Raw genomic sequence first — 15,946 nt, forward strand, 5'->3', positions numbered from 1 at the left:
AACTCAGAAGTGAAACCAGCCTGCGCCGATGGTACTTTGTCTTAAGGCACGGGAGAGTAGGTCACCGCCGGGCCTTCCAAATACAGCATCATATTCCCTAACATCACACGATATCAAAAACCCTCGACCTTCTGGTCGAGGGTTTTGTCGTTTCTGGTTGTGTGGCTGCTCTGGCTGCCAATGTTGCGCTATGTATTCTACCTGTTGAACATCAGAAGCGGGGCGATCGATGCCACCAGCAACAGTGCCATGATGATGTTGAAAATCCGGGTGCGGTTGCCGTGGCTGATAAAGTTGCGCATGGCCGCACCAAACAGAGCCCAGCTTGAAATGGTCGGAATATTGACCAGTGCAAAGATCCCGATCATGACCAGCAGTCCAGCAATCCCGCCATCCGGTGACATATAGGTGACCGTGACGATAAGGGCGACGGTCCAGGCCTTGGGATTGACCAGTTGCAGGGTGGCGGCTTCGATAAAGCTGACCGGTCGGGCTGCGGGGTGATCTGCGCTGCCAAATGATCTGATCCGTGCAATGCGAAAGGCCAGCCACAGAATGTAGGCCAGACAGATCAGGCGCAAGATATCGTCAATCACCGGATATCTGGCCATGACTTCCCCAAGCCCCAGCCCGACGATGAAGACCATCGACAGAAATCCGAAGCTGATGCCAAGGATCAGCGGGACCGTGCGAACCATGCCAAAATTCGCACCCGAAGCCAGCAACAGGAAATTGCCGGGGCCGGGCGACAGGGACATGACAAAGGCAAAACCGATCAGGGCGGCGAGTGTTTCCGGGGGCATTGATCTTATTCCATTTTTTGCGTGCCATCAGGGGCGATGGAGAGATCATTGAGGATTTCGTCGCCGTCGTCTTTGCGATAACCTGTTAAAAATTTATCAGATCGTTCCAAAAACACGGGCAATCATGCAGCCAGACGTTTTGAGTGATGTGTGCAGCAATTTAAGACTGCGATCGGATTTCTATTTCACAGCGGAAATGCAAGGGGCGTTTTGCGTCCGTGTTCCGGCCGAAGGGGCGCGGATCCGCTTTCATCTTGTGCTGGCAGGCGGATGCCGATTGCTGTTTGAGGATCGCGATCTGGCACTTGATCTTGGGCCGGGTGATCTTGTTCTGGTGCCAAATGGCAAGGCCCATATTCTTGCCGATGCACAGCAGAAAACAGGACCGGCCAATGTCATGCCGGTCGATCTGGCCACTGCGATGGCCCACGGCTTTGATCCGCAGACCGGCATTTTGCGCAACCGGAAAAAGGTTCCCAACCCGGCACCCGGAGATATGGACGAGCAGATGGTCAGGCAAATGTATGGGCAAATGCATGGACAAATGGACGGGCCAACGCAAGAGCCAACGCACGGGCAGGATGCCGATATGCGGATGTTATGCGGGTTCTGTGCCTTTGACGAGGCCATCCGGCATCCGGGACTGGCGCTGATTGATGATCATGTGGTGTTGCGTGGCGGGGATCGGCGTCAGTCACTCCAGCAGCCACCCTATGAGCTACCCCATGAGGCGCCCCACGGGCCACCCGACGAGCTGCCACATGATGCGGCCCATGGCGCGGTTCTGGCGGCAATCACCGATCTTGCCACAAGCCGCCGACCCGGTTGGCAGGCAGCGCTTGCACGCCTGATGGAGGTCGTGGTTCTGGAAATTCTGGGGTCGCAGCTGGGCAAGGATGATTTGCCGCCCGGTGTTTTGGCGGGGCTTGCTGATCCGCGGATCAGTCGTGCCCTTACGGTCATGCACCGCAATCCCGAACAGGACTGGAATGCCGAAAGCCTTGCCCGTCATGCCGGGATGTCGCGGACCCGGTTTGTTGTGCGGTTCGGGGCATGTGTCGGGGTGCCGCCGATGCAATATCTTCAGGATTGGCGCATGATCCGCGCCCGCACCATGTTGCGCGACACCAATCTGTCGATGGACGAGGTCGCCCTGCGCTGTGGATATCAATCGATGCCGGCCTTTTCGCGGCGCTTCAAGGCCCGTTTCGGAGAGGGGCCGGGCGGATATCGGCGGGGCTTGCGCAAGCAATCCGGGGCAGGCTGATGGTTATTTGGCGATCATGACCTTGTCGGATGGTTTTTCCGCTGTCTTGTCGTTGCGCAGGCTGGCCAGATAATCCTGGCTGATGTCATGAACCGACATGATATGCCCATAGAGCAATTCTTCGGCCGCCTTGACGTCGCCGCGCAGGATCGCATCGACAATGCCCTGATGTTCCTCGTGCGAGGAGGCAAGCCGGGCCAGGCTTTGGAACTGTACGCGGCGAAATGGCGCGACCCGACGGCGCACCGACAATGTCACATCGACCAGAACATCATTATGGGTGCCGCGATACAGCGCGTTGTGAAAGGCCCGGTTCAGCGTTTCATAATTGTCGCTGTCACCATGGCGGACGGTCTGTGCCAGGTCGTGATGGATCTTTTCAAGATTGTGGCGTTCGCCGCTGGTCATGCGTTTGGCGGCAAGGCGCCCGCACATGCCTTCGAGTTCGGCCATGCTTTCAAACATTGCGGTCAACCGTTCCGGGGTGGCAAGCGAAACATAGACCCCGCGATTGGGGATCTTTTCGGCCAGTTCGGTTGCGGTCAGAAGTTGCAGGGCCTCGCGGACAGGGGTGCGTGACACGCCGAAACGCTTTGCCAGAAGCGGTTCTTCAAGGCGCTGCCCGGGCGGCAATTTGCCCTTCACGATGTCATCTTCAAGGGCCTGACACAATTGCTGGGCAATGCCGACAGAATCCGGCTGGTCGGAGGCGGTGCTGAGCGTTTGGCGAAGCTCGATCATATGGCGTTTTAACCCTTCTTACGAGGTTTATGCGGTTTCCCTTTAAGGAATGTATACATCAGTTTTGCCATCAAATCCAAGAATACCAAGAGTTGCGCATGATTGCTTTTACGCGACCCGGTTTGCTGCATATTTTATGTGCAATAAATATATGCAGCGCAAGATAATGATTAAATAATAAACATAACTTGTTGTTGGGTGAGAGGTAAAAATCACATAAGTCATTGAAAAATATGAAATGGCACGACGGTTGCAAGATGTATACATAATGCGGAATGCATTCCGTTGAGAGTACGTTTCAAAGAAATAGCTATCTCTATCAGGGAGACATCAATGACGAATGTGAAACGGCGCGACTTTTTGACAAAGTCCGCAGTCGGTGCGGCAGCTGCGGGGGCAGCTGTTGTGGCGGCACCAAATATCGTGCGTGCCCAGGAAACCTTTAACTGGAAAATGACCAATGCCTATGGTCCCGGGTCGCCTTTTTATGTGACCGGTCCGGGCAGCCCGGAGGATTTCTGCAAACGCGTGACCGAGATGTCAAACGGGCGCCTGAATATCCAGCATTTTGCCGCAGGCGAGCTGATCCCGGCCCTTGAAGGGTTTGACGCGGTTCAGGCCGGCACGGTCGAAATGAATGCGGCCAACGCCTATTTCTGGGCCGGCAAGATCTTTGCTGCCCAGTATTTCACCACGGTTCCGTTCGGCCTGAACTTCCAGGGCATGAATGCCTGGCTTTATCATGCCGGTGGTCTTGATCTGTGGCATGAAGTTTACAAGCCATATGGTCTTGTCGCCTTCCCGATGGGCAATACCGGTGTTCAGATGACCGGCTGGTTCCGCGAACCGATCGAAAGCCTTGATGATTTCAAGGGCCTGAAAATGCGTATTCCGGGTCTGGCGGGCAAAGTGTACCAGCAGATCGGTGTTGAAGTGAAACTGCTTCCGGGTGGGGAAATCTTCCCGGCCCTTGAGCGTGGTGTGATTGATGCCGCCGAGTTTGTCGGCCCCTATCAGGACCGTCGTCTGGGCCTGCAGAAGGCCGCGAAATACTATTACACCACCGGCTGGCACGAACCGTCCAACGTCACCGAACTTCTGATCAATCAGAAGGCCTGGGAAAGCCTTCCGGCCGACCTTCAGGCGATTGTCAAGAACGCTGCCCAAGCCTGCAACCTTGACAGCCATTCCTGGTGCGAAGCCAATAACGCAGCCGCCCTGCGTGATCTGGTCGAGAACTTTGGCGTGACCGCCCAGACCCTTCCTGATGAAGTGGTCACCAAGCTTAAGGGCATCACCAAGGAAACCCTCGAAGCCGAAGCCGCCAAGGACCCGATCACCAAAAAGGTCCATGAAAGCTTCATGGCGTTCCGCGATAACCATCACGAATGGGCGGCCGTCAGCGAAAAACCCTATCACGGGATCATTTCATCCAAAGACGGGATGAGCTGACATGACGACGACCCGTACCGAACCGCCTTTTGACCGTGTTCTTGGCCTGATTGTCGATATTGCCGGATGGGGGGCTGCGATCAGTGGTCTGGCCCTTGTTCTGGTGGTCGGCGGCAATGTGTTGCTGCGCTATCTTTTGAATTCGGGAAGTGTGGCGATGCAGGAGCTTGAATGGCATCTGGTCTCGCCGATTGCATTGATGGGCATGGCGTATGGCATGCGTCATGGCGGTCATGTGCGGGTCGATTTTCTCTATGAACGTCTGGGCCTGCGGGCCCGGGCGGTCATTGACCTGTTTTCGGCTGTTCTGATGGCAATTCTTGGCGCGGCATTGATCTGGTTTTCGATCCCCTATGTCGAGCAATCCATCATGATGGGCGAAGGATCCCCCGATCCGGGTGGCTTGCCATATCGCTTCCTGCTTAAGGCATTCATTCCCGTCGGCTTCGGGCTTTTGCTGGTGCAGGCCGTGTCACAGGCAATGATCAATTATCGACAGATACGCGCCGAAAGCGGCGTTCCCACCTATGAGACATCCGCCGCGATACCACAAAGCGGCGCAGGAGACTAATCAGACATGACCGGAAATGAATGGCTGGCCATCGGCATGGTCGGGGGCTTCTTTGGCTTCCTCGTGCTTGGTGTGCCGGTGGCGATCTCGCTTGCGATTTCGGGATTTGCCTTTGGGATTATGGGTTTTGGAACCGGCCTGTTCAATCTGTTGCCTGCGCGCGTTTACGGGGTTGTGACCAACTATACGCTTCTGGCCTTGCCGCTTTTTATCTTTATGGGGGTGATGCTTGAAAAGTCGAAATTGGCCGAAGAACTGATTGATGTGATCGGTCATGCCATGGGGCGGCTCAAGGGCGGCATGGGGCTTGCGATTGTTATTGTTGGGGTTCTGATGGGCGCATCGTCGGGCGTGGTCGGGGCAACGGTTGTGACGGTGGGGTTGCTGTCGCTCCAGCCGCTGATCAATCGCGGCTATGACAAGGGCGTTGCAAGCGGGGTGATCTGTGCATCGGGCACCCTTGGGCAGATCATTCCGCCCAGTCTGGTCCTAATTCTTTTGGCCGATATTCTAGGCGAATCTGTCGGGACCCTGTTTGCCGCGGCCATGTTGCCGGGGCTGATCCTGGCGGGGATGCTTGGGCTTTATCTTGTCCTTTTGGGGATCTTCAAGCCCGACATGGTGCCGGCCATTCCCCAGGATGAGCGCGACGCTCTCAGTTCGCGCGATCTGCTGATCAAAATCGTCAAGGTGGTTTTGCCGCCGCTGGCGCTGGTTTTTGCTGTGCTTGGATCGATCGTTGGCGGGATTGCCGCCCCGACCGAGGCGGCCTCGATGGGGGCGCTCGGCGCGTTGCTTCTTGCGCTTTTTACCCGGCGTCTCAGCCTTGGCGTCATGCGCGATGTTTTGCATGACACCCTGATCACCAGTGCAATGGTGTTCTTTATCCTGATCTGTGCGCAGCCATTCGGTCTGGCCTTCCGCGGGCTTGGTGGCGAGGGGCTTGTTCATGCGATGTTTGAATGGGTGCCGGGCGGCGATATGGGCAACCTTTTGTTCATGATGGGCGTGATCTTTGTTCTCGGGTTCTTTCTTGAATGGATCGAGATTTCCTATATCGCGCTTCCGATGTTCTTGCCGGTATTCCACAATAGCGGCATCGATATGGCCTGGCTTGCCATTCTGGTGGCGATGAATTTGCAGACCAGCTTCCTGACACCGCCTTTTGGCTGGGCGCTGTTCTTCCTTAAGGGGGTGGCACCGCCGTCGGTTTCGACAGTTGATATCTATCGCGGTGTGATACCGTTTATCGGTATCCAGGCACTGGCCCTGATCCTGCTGTTCATTTTCCCGGAACTGACAAGCTGGTTGCCTGATCTGATCGGCTGGTAGGATTTCTTTCTACGATGTGAAAAGCCGGGCGCCGTTCTGGAAAAACGGCGCTAAGAAGAAATCACCGGACAATGTGCGAAAAGCACGCAGCATGACCGAAAGCATTACGGCAGGGAGGCCGGATTACGATGTTACGTTCAAGAACCGCACTTGGTGGCATGGTTACGGCCCCCCATCATCTGGCAGCCCAGGCCGGGCGGGATATTCTGCGCGATGGCGGCAATGCGGTCGAGGCAATGATTGCCGCGGCCGCCACCATTGCGGTTGTCTATCCGCATATGAATGCGATCGGGGGTGACGGGTTCTGGCTGATTGCCGAACCGGGCAAGGACCCGGTTGCCATTCGGGCTTGCGGCGGCGCGGCGGGGGCTGCGACCCCCGATTTCTATCGTCAGCAGGGCCATGCCGCGATCCCGTCGCGCGGGCCGCTGGCGGCGTTAACGGTTGCCGGGGCGATTGGTGGCTGGATCAAGGCTGCTGATATCGCAACAGGGATCGGCGGGAAAGTTCCGCTTGAACGGTTGCTTGCCGATGCGGTGCATCACGCCCGGGCCGGGGTGCCGGTCACGAAATCGCAGGTCGAACTGACCACAACCAAAATGGCGGAACTCAAAGACGTTCCGGGCTTTGTCGATACCTATGCCGCCAATGGCATTTCCGCGATTGGCGATGTGTTGAAGCAACCGGCCCTTGGCGCGACGCTTGAGCATCTTGGCAAGGTCGGGCTTGATGATTTTTATCGCGGCGACATTGCGCGCAGCAATGCCAATGGTCTTGCTGCCGTCGGCAGCCCGATCGCGCTTGCCGATCTGGAAAGCTACCACGCCAAGGTCATGACGCCGCTTTCGGTCCGGCTGTCGGCCGGCACGGTCTTTAACATGGTGCCACCGACCCAGGGGGTGGCATCGCTTATGATCCTTGGTCTTTTTGACCGGCTGGGGGTGAAGGCGGGTGACGGATTTGATCACGTCCACGGACTGATTGAATCGACCAAGCGCGCCTTTATCGCCCGCAACAATCATGTTGGCGATCCCGACCGCATGACCATTGATCCGATGGCGTTGCTTTCGGATGAAAACCTTGCGCAGGAGGCTGCAAATATCAGCATGCAAACCGCGCAGCCCTGGCCGCATGTTGCCAAGCCCGGCGATACCATCTGGATGGGGGCGGTTGATGCCAACGGTGTTGCGGTCAGCTATATCCAAAGCATCTTCTGGGAATTCGGATCGGGCATTGTGGTGCCGGAAACCGGCGTTTTGTGGCAGAACCGCGGGGCCAGCTTTACGCTTCATGACGGTCCCAATCAGCTCGGACCGGGGCGCTTGCCGTTCCATACGCTCAATCCGGCGATGGCAAGGCTCAATGACGGATCGGTTCTGACTTATGGCACCATGGGCGGCGAGGGCCAGCCGCAAACCCAGTCGGCGGTCTTTACCCGCAATGTCCTGTTTGGTCAGGATTTGCAGGAAGCAATCACCGCGCCGCGCTGGTTGCTCGGCAAGACCTGGGGCGATGAAACCACCACGCTTAAACTTGAAAACCGCTTTGATCCGGCCCTGATTGATCAGCTCCAATCAGCAGGCCACGCGGTCGAGATCGTTGGCCCCTATGAAGACATGATGGGCCATGCCGGTGGCATCCGTTTGCGTTCGAACGGGGTTATGGAAGGTGCAACGGATCCGCGCGCGGATGGAACCGTAGCCGCCATCTGATTTGCATGTTTTGGGGGATGGTTCAGCTGGTCTTTGATGAAAACTCCCACTCAATCACATGCTGGTAAGTTTCGCCGGGTTTCAGCCAGGGGCTTGGGAAGTCGGGGCGGTTGGGGCTGTTGGGCCAGGTTTGTGGTTCCAGTGCGATGCCGGCGGATGTGTGCAGGGGCACGCCGGTTGCCGATTTCATGGCGTCGGTGAAATGTTGGGAAAGATAGAATTGCAAGCCGGCCTCGGTTGAGGACAGTTCGATCGAACGGCCGCTGTCGGGATCGGAAAGGGTGGCGATATGGCGCAGGGCACCGCGATCCCCGGTCAGGCAGAAATTATGGTCAAAGCCCTGTGTCGCGCGCGGTAGCATGTCTGATATCCGGGCCGGGCTTCGGAAGTCATAGCCGGTACCGGTCACGTCGCGTTTATCGGCAAGCGGGATCAGTTTTTCATCGACCGGAAGCCAATGATTGGCCGTGATTTTCAGGACATGATCGGCCGCTGATTGGTCAAATTTACCCGTCAGGTTCCAATAGGCATGGCTGGTCATATTGACCGGGCAGGGCGCATCGCAGGTTGCCGAAATATCAAGACGCAAGCGGTTTTCACCGACAATCGAATATGTTGCCGTCGCATTCAGCGTGCCCGGATAGCCCTGATCCCCGTCAGGTGAGGTCAGCTTGAACGTCACGATTGTTTCCGACTGATCGGCAATATCCCAGACCCGCCGGTCAAACCCGTCCTTGCCGCCATGAAGGTGGGTTTCACCCTCGTTGGCGGAAAGCGTTACGTCATGACCGTCTGGGTCGGTATAGCGGGCCTTTTCGATCCGGTTGGCGTAGCGGCCGCAAACAGCCCCGATATAGCTGTCCTGTGCCAGATAGGCCGCATCATCTGCAAGGCCGATGGCGATGTTTGTGCCACTGGGATCTGAATCCTCATACAAATCAAGGGCGCAAATGCGCGCGCCAAGCGCAGAAACCGTAAGGCGAATCTGCGACGTGCGCAGCACCACACGCGGGGCATTTTCACCCGAATTACGGGTTTCCGAGGATGGTTCTGCCATGTCTGATGGTTGGTGGCTTTGGGGCATTCTGTTCTCCCGTAATCTTTGATTTTTCTCGGTTTATCCGATGCTTTTGATCGTTATAGGCGATAGGTGGCGGATCGCAATCACTATATGGTTGAGCGTTAACAAATCATATTGTAATACTATATGGCTTTTAAGCAATAAAACCACACTTAGGGAGGAAATCGTGGTGAAATTCAAAAAGCTTGCAGTGTCAACTGCGGCACTTGGCGTTGCGCTTGGTCTTTCATTTGCGGCACAGGCTGAAATGATGATCGGCTTTTCGCAGATCGGCTCTGAAAGCGGCTGGCGGACGTCTGAAACCGCATCGATCAAGGCCGAGGCTGAAAAACGCGGTATTGATCTCAAATTCTCCGATGCGCAGCAGAAACAGGAAAACCAGATCAAGGCTGTCCGTTCCTTCATCGCGCAGGGCGTTGACGGCATTCTTCTGGCCCCGGTTGTTGAAACCGGCTGGGATCAGGTCCTCAAAGAAGCAAAAGATGCCGGTATTCCGGTGGTGCTGGTGGATCGCGGCGTTGACGCCAGCGAAGACCTGTATCTGACCAAGGTGGCATCGGACTTTGTGGTTGAAGGCGCGCTTGCCGCTGCATGGCTTGCGGCGGAAACCAACGCGGTTTGCGATGTTGTCGAATTGCAGGGCACGGTTGGATCATCTGCGGCCAATGACCGCAAAGCCGGGTTTGAATCGGTTGTTTCGAACTTCCCGGGCATCAATATCATCCGGTCGCAGTCGGGCGACTTCACCCGTTCGGGCGGCAAGGAAGTGATGGAAAGCTTCCTGAAGGCCGAAAATGGCGGCAAGGATATCTGTGCGGTTTATGCGCATAATGATGACATGGCACTTGGTGCTGTGCAGGCCATCAAGGAAGCCGGTCTGAAACCGGGGACCGATATTCTGATCGTTTCGATTGATGCGGTGCCCGATATCTTCAAGGCGATGGCCGATGGCGACACCAACGCCACGATCGAGCTGAACCCGCATCTGGGCGGGCCGTCCTTTGACGCGATCAAGGCCGCCAAGGCCGGTCAGGAAGTTCCGAAATGGATCAAGGCAAATGGTCCGCTTTTCCTGCCTGATACCGCAGCAGAAGAATACAAAATGCGCAGCAAATAACATGTCAGTCGGCACCGTGATCCTTGGGTGACGGTGCCGGTTGCGTGGCTGGGTAGTGGGGGTGACGTGCTTCGGCTTTGGCCGGGGTGCGTCGCGCCGTATCAGGAACAAAAATCAAAAAACAGGGAGAGGGTGAGGAACATGTCAAACGCCGCACTTTCTGACGGGGGACGCGACACCGTGCTTTCGGTGCGCGGTGCGGGAAAATTCTTTCCCGGGGTCAAGGCGTTACAGGATGTCGATTTTGACCTGAAACGTGGTGAAATTCATGCCCTTTTGGGGGAAAACGGGGCGGGCAAATCCACCCTGATCAAGGTGATTACCGGGGTGCATCCGCGTGACGCCGGGGCGGTGATGCTCGATGGCATCGAAATCCATCCGCAGCATCCAGGCGATGCGCAAGGGCTTGGGATTTCCACGGTCTATCAGGAAGTCAATCTGGTGCCGACCCTGTCGGTGGCCGAAAACCTGATGCTTGAACGCCAGACGCGGAAATTCGGCCTTATTTCCTGGAAAAAGACCGAGGCCGATGCCAAGGCCGCCCTTGAAACGCTTGGGCTTGATATTGATGTCAATCGGCCACTGGGATCCTATTCGGTGGCGATCCAGCAGTTGGTGGCGATTGCGCGCGCGGTTGCGCTCGATGCCCGGGTTTTGATCCTGGATGAACCGACCGCATCGCTTGACGGTGATGAAATCCAGACACTTTTTCGCATCATGCGTGACTTGCGCGACAAGGGGCTGGGCATTGTTTTTGTTACCCATTTCCTGGATCAGGTTTATGCCGTAACCGACCGGATCACGGTTTTGCGCAACGGGCGCCTTGTTGGCACCTTTGTGACCAAGGACCTGCCGCAGATTGATCTTATCAACCATATGCTGGGCCGTGAACTGGCCGAAGTCAGTGCGCACCGCCATCAGGACGAGGGCAGCTATGCCGGGCCAAAGCGCAGCATTCAGGTCAAAAATCTTGGCAAGAAACGGGTGCTGGAGCCAGTGTCGCTTGATCTGAATGCGGGCGAGATCGTTGGTCTGGCCGGGCTTTTGGGATCGGGGCGGACGGAGCTTTCCGAACTGATATTCGGAACGCAAAAGGCCGATAGCGGCCTTGTGTTTCTGGATGGGGACCCGGTGATGCTGCGCTCCCCGCGCCATGCCATCCGGTCGGGATTTGGGCTTTGTCCCGAAGACCGCAAACAGGACGGCATTGTTGCCGAACTGAGTGTGCGCGAGAATATCGTGCTGGCCCTTCAGGGGCGGCGCGGATGGCTTCGACCGATCCCGCGGGCCGAGCAACAGCAATTTGCCGATGACATGATCAGGGCCCTTGGCATCGCAACACCGGACAGTGAAAAGCCGGTCGGGCAGCTGAGTGGTGGTAATCAGCAAAAGGTCATTCTGGCGCGCTGGCTGGTGTCCAAGCCGATCCTGCTGATCCTTGATGAACCGACACGCGGCATTGATGTCGGTGCCCATGCCGACATCATCAAACTGATCAAGGAACTGTGTGACGAAGGATTGGCGTTGCTGGTGGCATCAAGCGAGCTTGAAGAAATCGTTGCCTTTGCCGACCGGGTTGCGGTGATGCGTGATCGCGAAAAGGTATCCGAACTGGTGGGTGCGGAAATCACCCAGACCCGGATCATCGAGGCGATTGCACGATGACCAGTTTGCAGGACAAAAAGAAATTACGGGAAAGCAGCACCATGTCTGCATCTTCTTTGATAAGTCGGCCGTGGTTTGGCCCGGTCGCGGCACTGGTTCTGATCGTGCTGGGCATCGGGATCATTTCGCCGGACTTTTTCAATATTCGCATTGTTGACGGGCATCTTTACGGATCGCTGGTCGATGTTGTCCATCGCGGCGCATCAACGGCCCTTGTTGCCGTGGGCATGGCGATTGTGATCGGCACGCGCGGCATTGATTTGTCGGTCGGTTCGATCATTGCCATTTCGGGTGCCGTCATGGCGGTGCTGATCCGTGATACCGATCTTCATCCGGCGGTGATCATTCTGGCCGCCCTTGGGGCCGGGATTTTATGCGGGCTTTGGAATGGCATATTGGTGGCGTTCCTTGATATTCAGCCGATCATTGCGACCCTGATCCTGATGGTGGCCGGGCGCGGGATTGCGCAAATGATCACCGATGGGCAGATCGTGACATTCCATGGCGCGTTCTTTGAAGGGATCGGCAGCGGCTATTTGCTGGGCATTCCATGGCGGGTGATCATTGCCGCGGCGGTGATTGCGGCAATCTTTTTCGTGATGCGCAAAACGGCCCTTGGCTTGTTTGTGGAATCTGTGGGTGGCAATGCGCGCGCCAGCCGGGTGGCGGGTATTGATGCACGCGGCATCAAGCTGATGGCTTATGGGGCATCCGGGCTGTGTTCGGCCTTTGCCGGGATCATTATTGCGGCCGATATTCGCGGGGCGGATGCCAATAATGCCGGGCTGTGGCTTGAACTTGATGCGATCCTGGCGGTCGTGATCGGCGGCGCGTCACTGATGGGCGGGCGGTTCTTTATTGGCATGACAGTGATTGGCGTTCTGATCATTCAGGCGCTGAGTACCGGTATTCTTCTTTCGGGGTTGCCGTCGCAATATACCCTGATCGTCAAGGCGGCCGTCGTGATGATTGTTCTTCTGGTGCAGGCACCGAAATCCCGCCAACTGGTCGGGCAGGCGATGGATCGCATGAAGCGGGGAAAAGCCGATGAAAATTAATGAACGTTTTTACCCGATCCTTGCAACGCTTGCGGTTCTGGCATTGCTGTATGGCTACGGGATTTTTGAACATCGGGCCTTTTCCGATACTTACGTTCTGGGCGCGCTTCTGACCGATAATGCGTTCCTGATCATTACGGCCGTGGGCATGACATTTGTCATCCTTTCGGGCGGTATTGATTTGTCGGTTGGATCGATGATTGCCTTTATCGGGGTCCTGATGGCCGAACTTGTTACCGGGTTTGGCATGCATCCGTTAATAGCGGCCTTGATATCGTTGATTGTCGGGGCAGCATTCGGGGCCTTCATGGGCGTGATCATCGCCAAGTTTGATATTCAGCCCTTTATCATCACGCTTGCCGGCATGTTCTTTTTGCGTGGGGTGTGTTTCCTGATCAATCTGGATTCCGTTCCGATTGATCATCCGTTTGTCGCAGCCTTCAGCGGGTTTAAAGTGCCGCTGCCCGGGCGTGGATGGCTGACGGCATCGGCGTTGCTCATGCTGGCGACCGTGATTGGCGGTGTGGTGATTGCCCATTACACGCGATTTGGACGCAATGTCTATGCGATTGGCGGGGATCGTCATTCGGCCGAACTTCTGGGCATTCCGGTGCATGGCACCATCATTCGCGTCTATACCCTGTCGGGCTTTTTCAGTGCGCTTTCGGGTGTGGTCTTTGCCTTCTATACCGCATCGGCCTATCCGCTGGCCGCGGTCGGGGTGGAGCTTGATGCGATTGCCGCCGTGGTGATTGGCGGAACGCTTTTGACCGGGGGCATGGGCTTTGTCATGGGCACGTTCTTTGGCGGGATCATCATGGGCGTGATCCAGACCCTGATTGCCTTTGACGGATCGCTTAACAGCTGGTGGACCAAGATCATGATCGGGGCATTGCTGTTTGGCTTTATCGTCCTGCAACGCCTGATCACACGGTCGTTCTCGGGCATGCGGGCCGGGGCGACCTGATTGATGATGCAATCACGCATAATGAAAAACGGGCGCCATTGGCGCCCGTTTCTGTTTGGTTTAAAACCGACAATCGGTTGTGAGTTACAGCCCGATCTTGTCCCAGTCGTGATCGACCGACATGCCAAGTTGCTGGCGGAGCTGGCGCATGGTGCGGCGAAGCAGTTTGTGCATGGTCGCGCGCGCCTCGTCCGGGTCGCGGTGGCTGATGGCGGCATAGACCGCATGATGATCGGGAAGCGATTGCACATGGGCCTTGGGGCCACCTGACGACAGGCGGAATGATCCGATCAGGGCGGTTTCAATCAGCATGCCGAATGATTTCATGAAATCGTTGCCAGATGCATTAAGGATCGCCTGATGGAATTGCAGATCGGTAAGATAGACCGCTTCGGTCCCCGGTTCGGCCTTTTCCATGGCGTCATAGGCATCGCCAATCGCCTTGATTTCATCGGGCGTTGCGCGCACAGCAGCCATGGCGACCGTATTGGGTTCAATGATCAGACGCGTTTCAAACAGCGCATACAGGAATGCCGGGTCCGGGTCCGGGAAGTGCCAGGACAGGACATCAGGGTCCAGAAGGTTCCAGCTGGATCGCGGTTTGACGCGCGTACCGGTTTTCGGACGGCTTTCAATCAGGCCCTTGGCTGACAGGATCTTGATCGCCTCGCGCAGGGCCGTGCGCGATACATCAAGGGATTCACTTAATGCCGCCTCGGTCGGAAGCACATCCCCCGGCGCCAGCTGGCCCGAAACAATCCGTGCACCAAGATCATGGGCAACGATGCTGTGCAGGCTGCGTTTGGCGTAGGTTCTTGACATCGACGACATTAAATTCCCTCCGGCATGGCCATGGGCCAGGACCTTGTAAAAATGCAAAACGGCAAAAGGCCCGCTTTGATATTATTCATATAATATGAATTAATTTCGAGGGCAACTTATCTGACCCCATCAAGGCTTTGTGTTGCAAAGCATATAATTATTTCGGGCGGGGTCGAATTGCCGGACCGGCAATCGCAAAGGTCAGTACGTTATAAACCACTGCGCGACAGATCGAAAGAATTCACTTCACCCGTTTGTCGCTTGACAGGCCCGGATATCCTGATCATTAATGTTATTGTATGAAGAATTAAAAACATAATTTTCAGGAGGAAGCATCATGATCACGGGCCGGATGACAATGCCGCAAAACTGATCCGCACAGTTGCCCGATGCGGGTGATTGGCACCGCAACCCGTTTTACGGACAGGTGTCTTTTGCGCTGCACATATCGGCAATGATGCCTATTCTGAACATTATTGAATGCAAATCCGGATCGCGTGCGGGGTGGAGTCCCCGTGCCGGACCGGCAGAGAGACACCAAAAGAGAAACCACACGACGGGAGAAGCACCGATCATGTCTGATCGCATGCCGACACACTATACCAGCCTTGAAGATAAATCGGTATTCATCACCGGTGGCGCATCGGGTATTGGCGAGGCCCTTGTTACCGCCTTTGTCGAGCAGGGCGCCAAAGTCGCCTTTGTCGATATCATGGAAGATGCGGGCAACGCCCTTGTCGAAAAGCTTTCAAAAGATGCGCGCAATGCGCCGGTCTTTATCAAATGCGACCTGACCGATATCCCGGCCCTTCAGGCCGCGGTTGCCAAGGCCGCCGAAATCAACGGGCCGATCACCGGGCTTTTGAACAATGCCGCCAATGATACCCGCCACAAATGGCAGGACGTGACCCCGGAATACTGGGATGAGCGCCAGGCAATCAATATTCGTCCGTCCTTCTTTGCCATTCAGTCCGTCGCCCCGATGATGCAAAAGGCCGGCGGTGGTGCCATCGTCAATTTCGGGTCGGTCAGCTGGATGATGGGGCAGGGCGGCATGCCGGGCTATACCACGGCAAAGGCCGCAACCCACGGGCTGACACGCGGCATGGCGCGCGATCTGGGCAAGGATCATATCCGGGTCAATACCCTTGTTCCGGGCTGGGTGATGACCCAGCGCCAGCTTGATCTTTGGGTTGATGAGGCCGCCGAGCGCGAAATCGATGAACGCCAGTGTCTGAAGAACAAGGTGATGCCACAGGATATCGCGCGCATGGCGCTGTTCCTGATTTCCGATGAAAGCCGGATGTGCACCGCCCAGAACTTCATTGTTGATGGCGGCTGGGTCTAGGGCGGTTTTG

14 protein-coding genes are annotated in these 15,946 nt (G+C 56.4%); 10 read left to right on the forward strand and 4 right to left on the reverse strand.

Features of this window, described 5'->3' with window-relative positions:
* Positions 1-197 precede the first annotated feature (197 nt).
* Complete coding sequence (locus AUQ42_RS02130; protein ID WP_068517317.1) at positions 198-803, reverse strand: LysE family translocator; 606 nt, start codon at positions 801-803, stop codon at positions 198-200.
* A gap of 124 nt (positions 804-927) precedes the next feature.
* Between AUQ42_RS02130 and AUQ42_RS02135 the strand changes: the two genes are divergently transcribed.
* The gene (locus AUQ42_RS02135) at positions 928-2,070 is read left to right on the forward strand and encodes an AraC family transcriptional regulator (RefSeq protein ID WP_082817681.1); all 1,143 of its coding nucleotides are present in this window, start codon (positions 928-930) and stop codon (positions 2,068-2,070) included.
* Between the two features lie 3 nt (positions 2,071-2,073).
* On the opposite strand, the gene AUQ42_RS02140 is transcribed toward AUQ42_RS02135, so the two are convergent.
* Positions 2,074-2,811, reverse strand: coding sequence for a GntR family transcriptional regulator (locus AUQ42_RS02140; RefSeq protein ID WP_068517319.1), 738 nt, complete (start codon positions 2,809-2,811; stop codon positions 2,074-2,076).
* A 333-nt stretch (positions 2,812-3,144) separates the two neighbouring features.
* On the opposite strand from AUQ42_RS02140, the gene AUQ42_RS02145 reads away from it, so the two are divergent.
* The 4 genes from AUQ42_RS02145 (at position 3,145) to AUQ42_RS02160 (ending at position 7,878) form a co-directional block, all read left to right on the forward strand.
* The gene (locus AUQ42_RS02145; RefSeq protein ID WP_170310173.1) at positions 3,145-4,263 is read left to right on the forward strand and encodes a TRAP transporter substrate-binding protein; all 1,119 of its coding nucleotides are present in this window, start codon (positions 3,145-3,147) and stop codon (positions 4,261-4,263) included.
* 1 nt (position 4,264) lies between these two features.
* Entirely contained in the window at positions 4,265-4,834 is a 570-nt protein-coding gene (locus tag AUQ42_RS02150) for a TRAP transporter small permease subunit (RefSeq protein WP_068517320.1), read from the forward strand.
* Positions 4,835-4,840: 6 nt separating this feature from the next.
* Positions 4,841-6,166: a TRAP transporter large permease subunit gene (locus tag AUQ42_RS02155; protein ID WP_068517321.1), complete on the forward strand. Its 1,326-nt coding sequence runs from the start codon at positions 4,841-4,843 to the stop codon at positions 6,164-6,166.
* Between the two features lie 128 nt (positions 6,167-6,294).
* Positions 6,295-7,878 carry a gamma-glutamyltransferase family protein gene (locus tag AUQ42_RS02160; protein ID WP_068517322.1) on the forward strand — a complete coding sequence of 528 codons (1,584 nt, stop codon included), beginning with the start codon at positions 6,295-6,297 and terminating at the stop codon, positions 7,876-7,878.
* Between the two features lie 22 nt (positions 7,879-7,900).
* Here the strand turns inward: AUQ42_RS02160 and AUQ42_RS02165 are convergent, their stop codons facing one another.
* Positions 7,901-8,962 carry an aldose epimerase family protein gene (locus AUQ42_RS02165; RefSeq protein ID WP_231856658.1) on the reverse strand — a complete coding sequence of 354 codons (1,062 nt, stop codon included), beginning with the start codon at positions 8,960-8,962 and terminating at the stop codon, positions 7,901-7,903.
* Positions 8,963-9,128: 166 nt separating this feature from the next.
* Between AUQ42_RS02165 and AUQ42_RS02170 the strand changes: the two genes are divergently transcribed.
* The 4 genes from AUQ42_RS02170 (at position 9,129) to yjfF (ending at position 13,766) form a co-directional block, all read left to right on the forward strand.
* Positions 9,129-10,076: an ABC transporter substrate-binding protein gene (locus AUQ42_RS02170; protein ID WP_068517323.1), complete on the forward strand. Its 948-nt coding sequence runs from the start codon at positions 9,129-9,131 to the stop codon at positions 10,074-10,076.
* Between the two features lie 141 nt (positions 10,077-10,217).
* The gene (locus AUQ42_RS02175) at positions 10,218-11,741 is read left to right on the forward strand and encodes a sugar ABC transporter ATP-binding protein (RefSeq protein ID WP_068517324.1); all 1,524 of its coding nucleotides are present in this window, start codon (positions 10,218-10,220) and stop codon (positions 11,739-11,741) included.
* Positions 11,738-12,799, forward strand: a complete 1,062-nt coding sequence (locus AUQ42_RS02180) for an ABC transporter permease (protein WP_068517325.1) — start codon at positions 11,738-11,740, stop codon at positions 12,797-12,799. Before AUQ42_RS02175 ends, AUQ42_RS02180 begins: the two co-directional genes overlap by 4 nt.
* A complete protein-coding gene (yjfF, locus tag AUQ42_RS02185) occupies positions 12,789-13,766 on the forward strand; it encodes a galactofuranose ABC transporter, permease protein YjfF (RefSeq protein WP_082817683.1) in 978 nt (325 codons plus the stop codon). The genes AUQ42_RS02180 and yjfF overlap by 11 nt, the downstream gene beginning before the upstream one ends.
* An 84-nt stretch (positions 13,767-13,850) precedes the next feature.
* On the opposite strand, the gene AUQ42_RS02190 is transcribed toward yjfF, so the two are convergent.
* Entirely contained in the window at positions 13,851-14,597 is a 747-nt protein-coding gene (locus AUQ42_RS02190; protein ID WP_068517326.1) for a FadR/GntR family transcriptional regulator, read from the reverse strand.
* A gap of 565 nt (positions 14,598-15,162) precedes the next feature.
* Here AUQ42_RS02190 and AUQ42_RS02195 point away from each other — a divergent pair.
* Positions 15,163-15,936 (forward strand): SDR family NAD(P)-dependent oxidoreductase, encoded by a 774-nt coding sequence (locus tag AUQ42_RS02195; RefSeq protein WP_068517327.1) that lies wholly within the window; start codon positions 15,163-15,165, stop codon positions 15,934-15,936.
* The last annotated feature ends 10 nt before the right edge of the window (positions 15,937-15,946 follow it).

It is taken from the genome of Thalassospira sp. MCCC 1A02491 (assembly GCF_001613785.1).
Classification (GTDB): Bacteria; Pseudomonadota; Alphaproteobacteria; order Rhodospirillales; family Thalassospiraceae; genus Thalassospira; species Thalassospira povalilytica.

Coding starts and splice junctions, on each gene's coding strand:
- AUQ42_RS02130 (WP_068517317.1), bottom strand. CDS start 803: ATGCCCCCGGAAACACTCGCCGCCCTGATCGGTTTTGCCTTTGTCATG.
- AUQ42_RS02175 (WP_068517324.1), top strand. CDS start 10,218: ATGTCAAACGCCGCACTTTCTGACGGGGGACGCGACACCGTGCTTTCG.
- AUQ42_RS02160 (WP_068517322.1), top strand. CDS start 6,295: ATGTTACGTTCAAGAACCGCACTTGGTGGCATGGTTACGGCCCCCCAT.
- AUQ42_RS02195 (WP_068517327.1), top strand. CDS start 15,163: ATGTCTGATCGCATGCCGACACACTATACCAGCCTTGAAGATAAATCG.
- yjfF (WP_082817683.1), top strand. CDS start 12,789: ATGAAAATTAATGAACGTTTTTACCCGATCCTTGCAACGCTTGCGGTT.
- AUQ42_RS02190 (WP_068517326.1), bottom strand. CDS start 14,597: ATGTCGTCGATGTCAAGAACCTACGCCAAACGCAGCCTGCACAGCATC.
- AUQ42_RS02165 (WP_231856658.1), bottom strand. CDS start 8,962: ATGCCCCAAAGCCACCAACCATCAGACATGGCAGAACCATCCTCGGAA.
- AUQ42_RS02140 (WP_068517319.1), bottom strand. CDS start 2,811: ATGATCGAGCTTCGCCAAACGCTCAGCACCGCCTCCGACCAGCCGGAT.
- AUQ42_RS02155 (WP_068517321.1), top strand. CDS start 4,841: ATGACCGGAAATGAATGGCTGGCCATCGGCATGGTCGGGGGCTTCTTT.
- AUQ42_RS02180 (WP_068517325.1), top strand. CDS start 11,738: ATGACCAGTTTGCAGGACAAAAAGAAATTACGGGAAAGCAGCACCATG.
- AUQ42_RS02135 (WP_082817681.1), top strand. CDS start 928: ATGCAGCCAGACGTTTTGAGTGATGTGTGCAGCAATTTAAGACTGCGA.
- AUQ42_RS02150 (WP_068517320.1), top strand. CDS start 4,265: ATGACGACGACCCGTACCGAACCGCCTTTTGACCGTGTTCTTGGCCTG.
- AUQ42_RS02145 (WP_170310173.1), top strand. CDS start 3,145: ATGACGAATGTGAAACGGCGCGACTTTTTGACAAAGTCCGCAGTCGGT.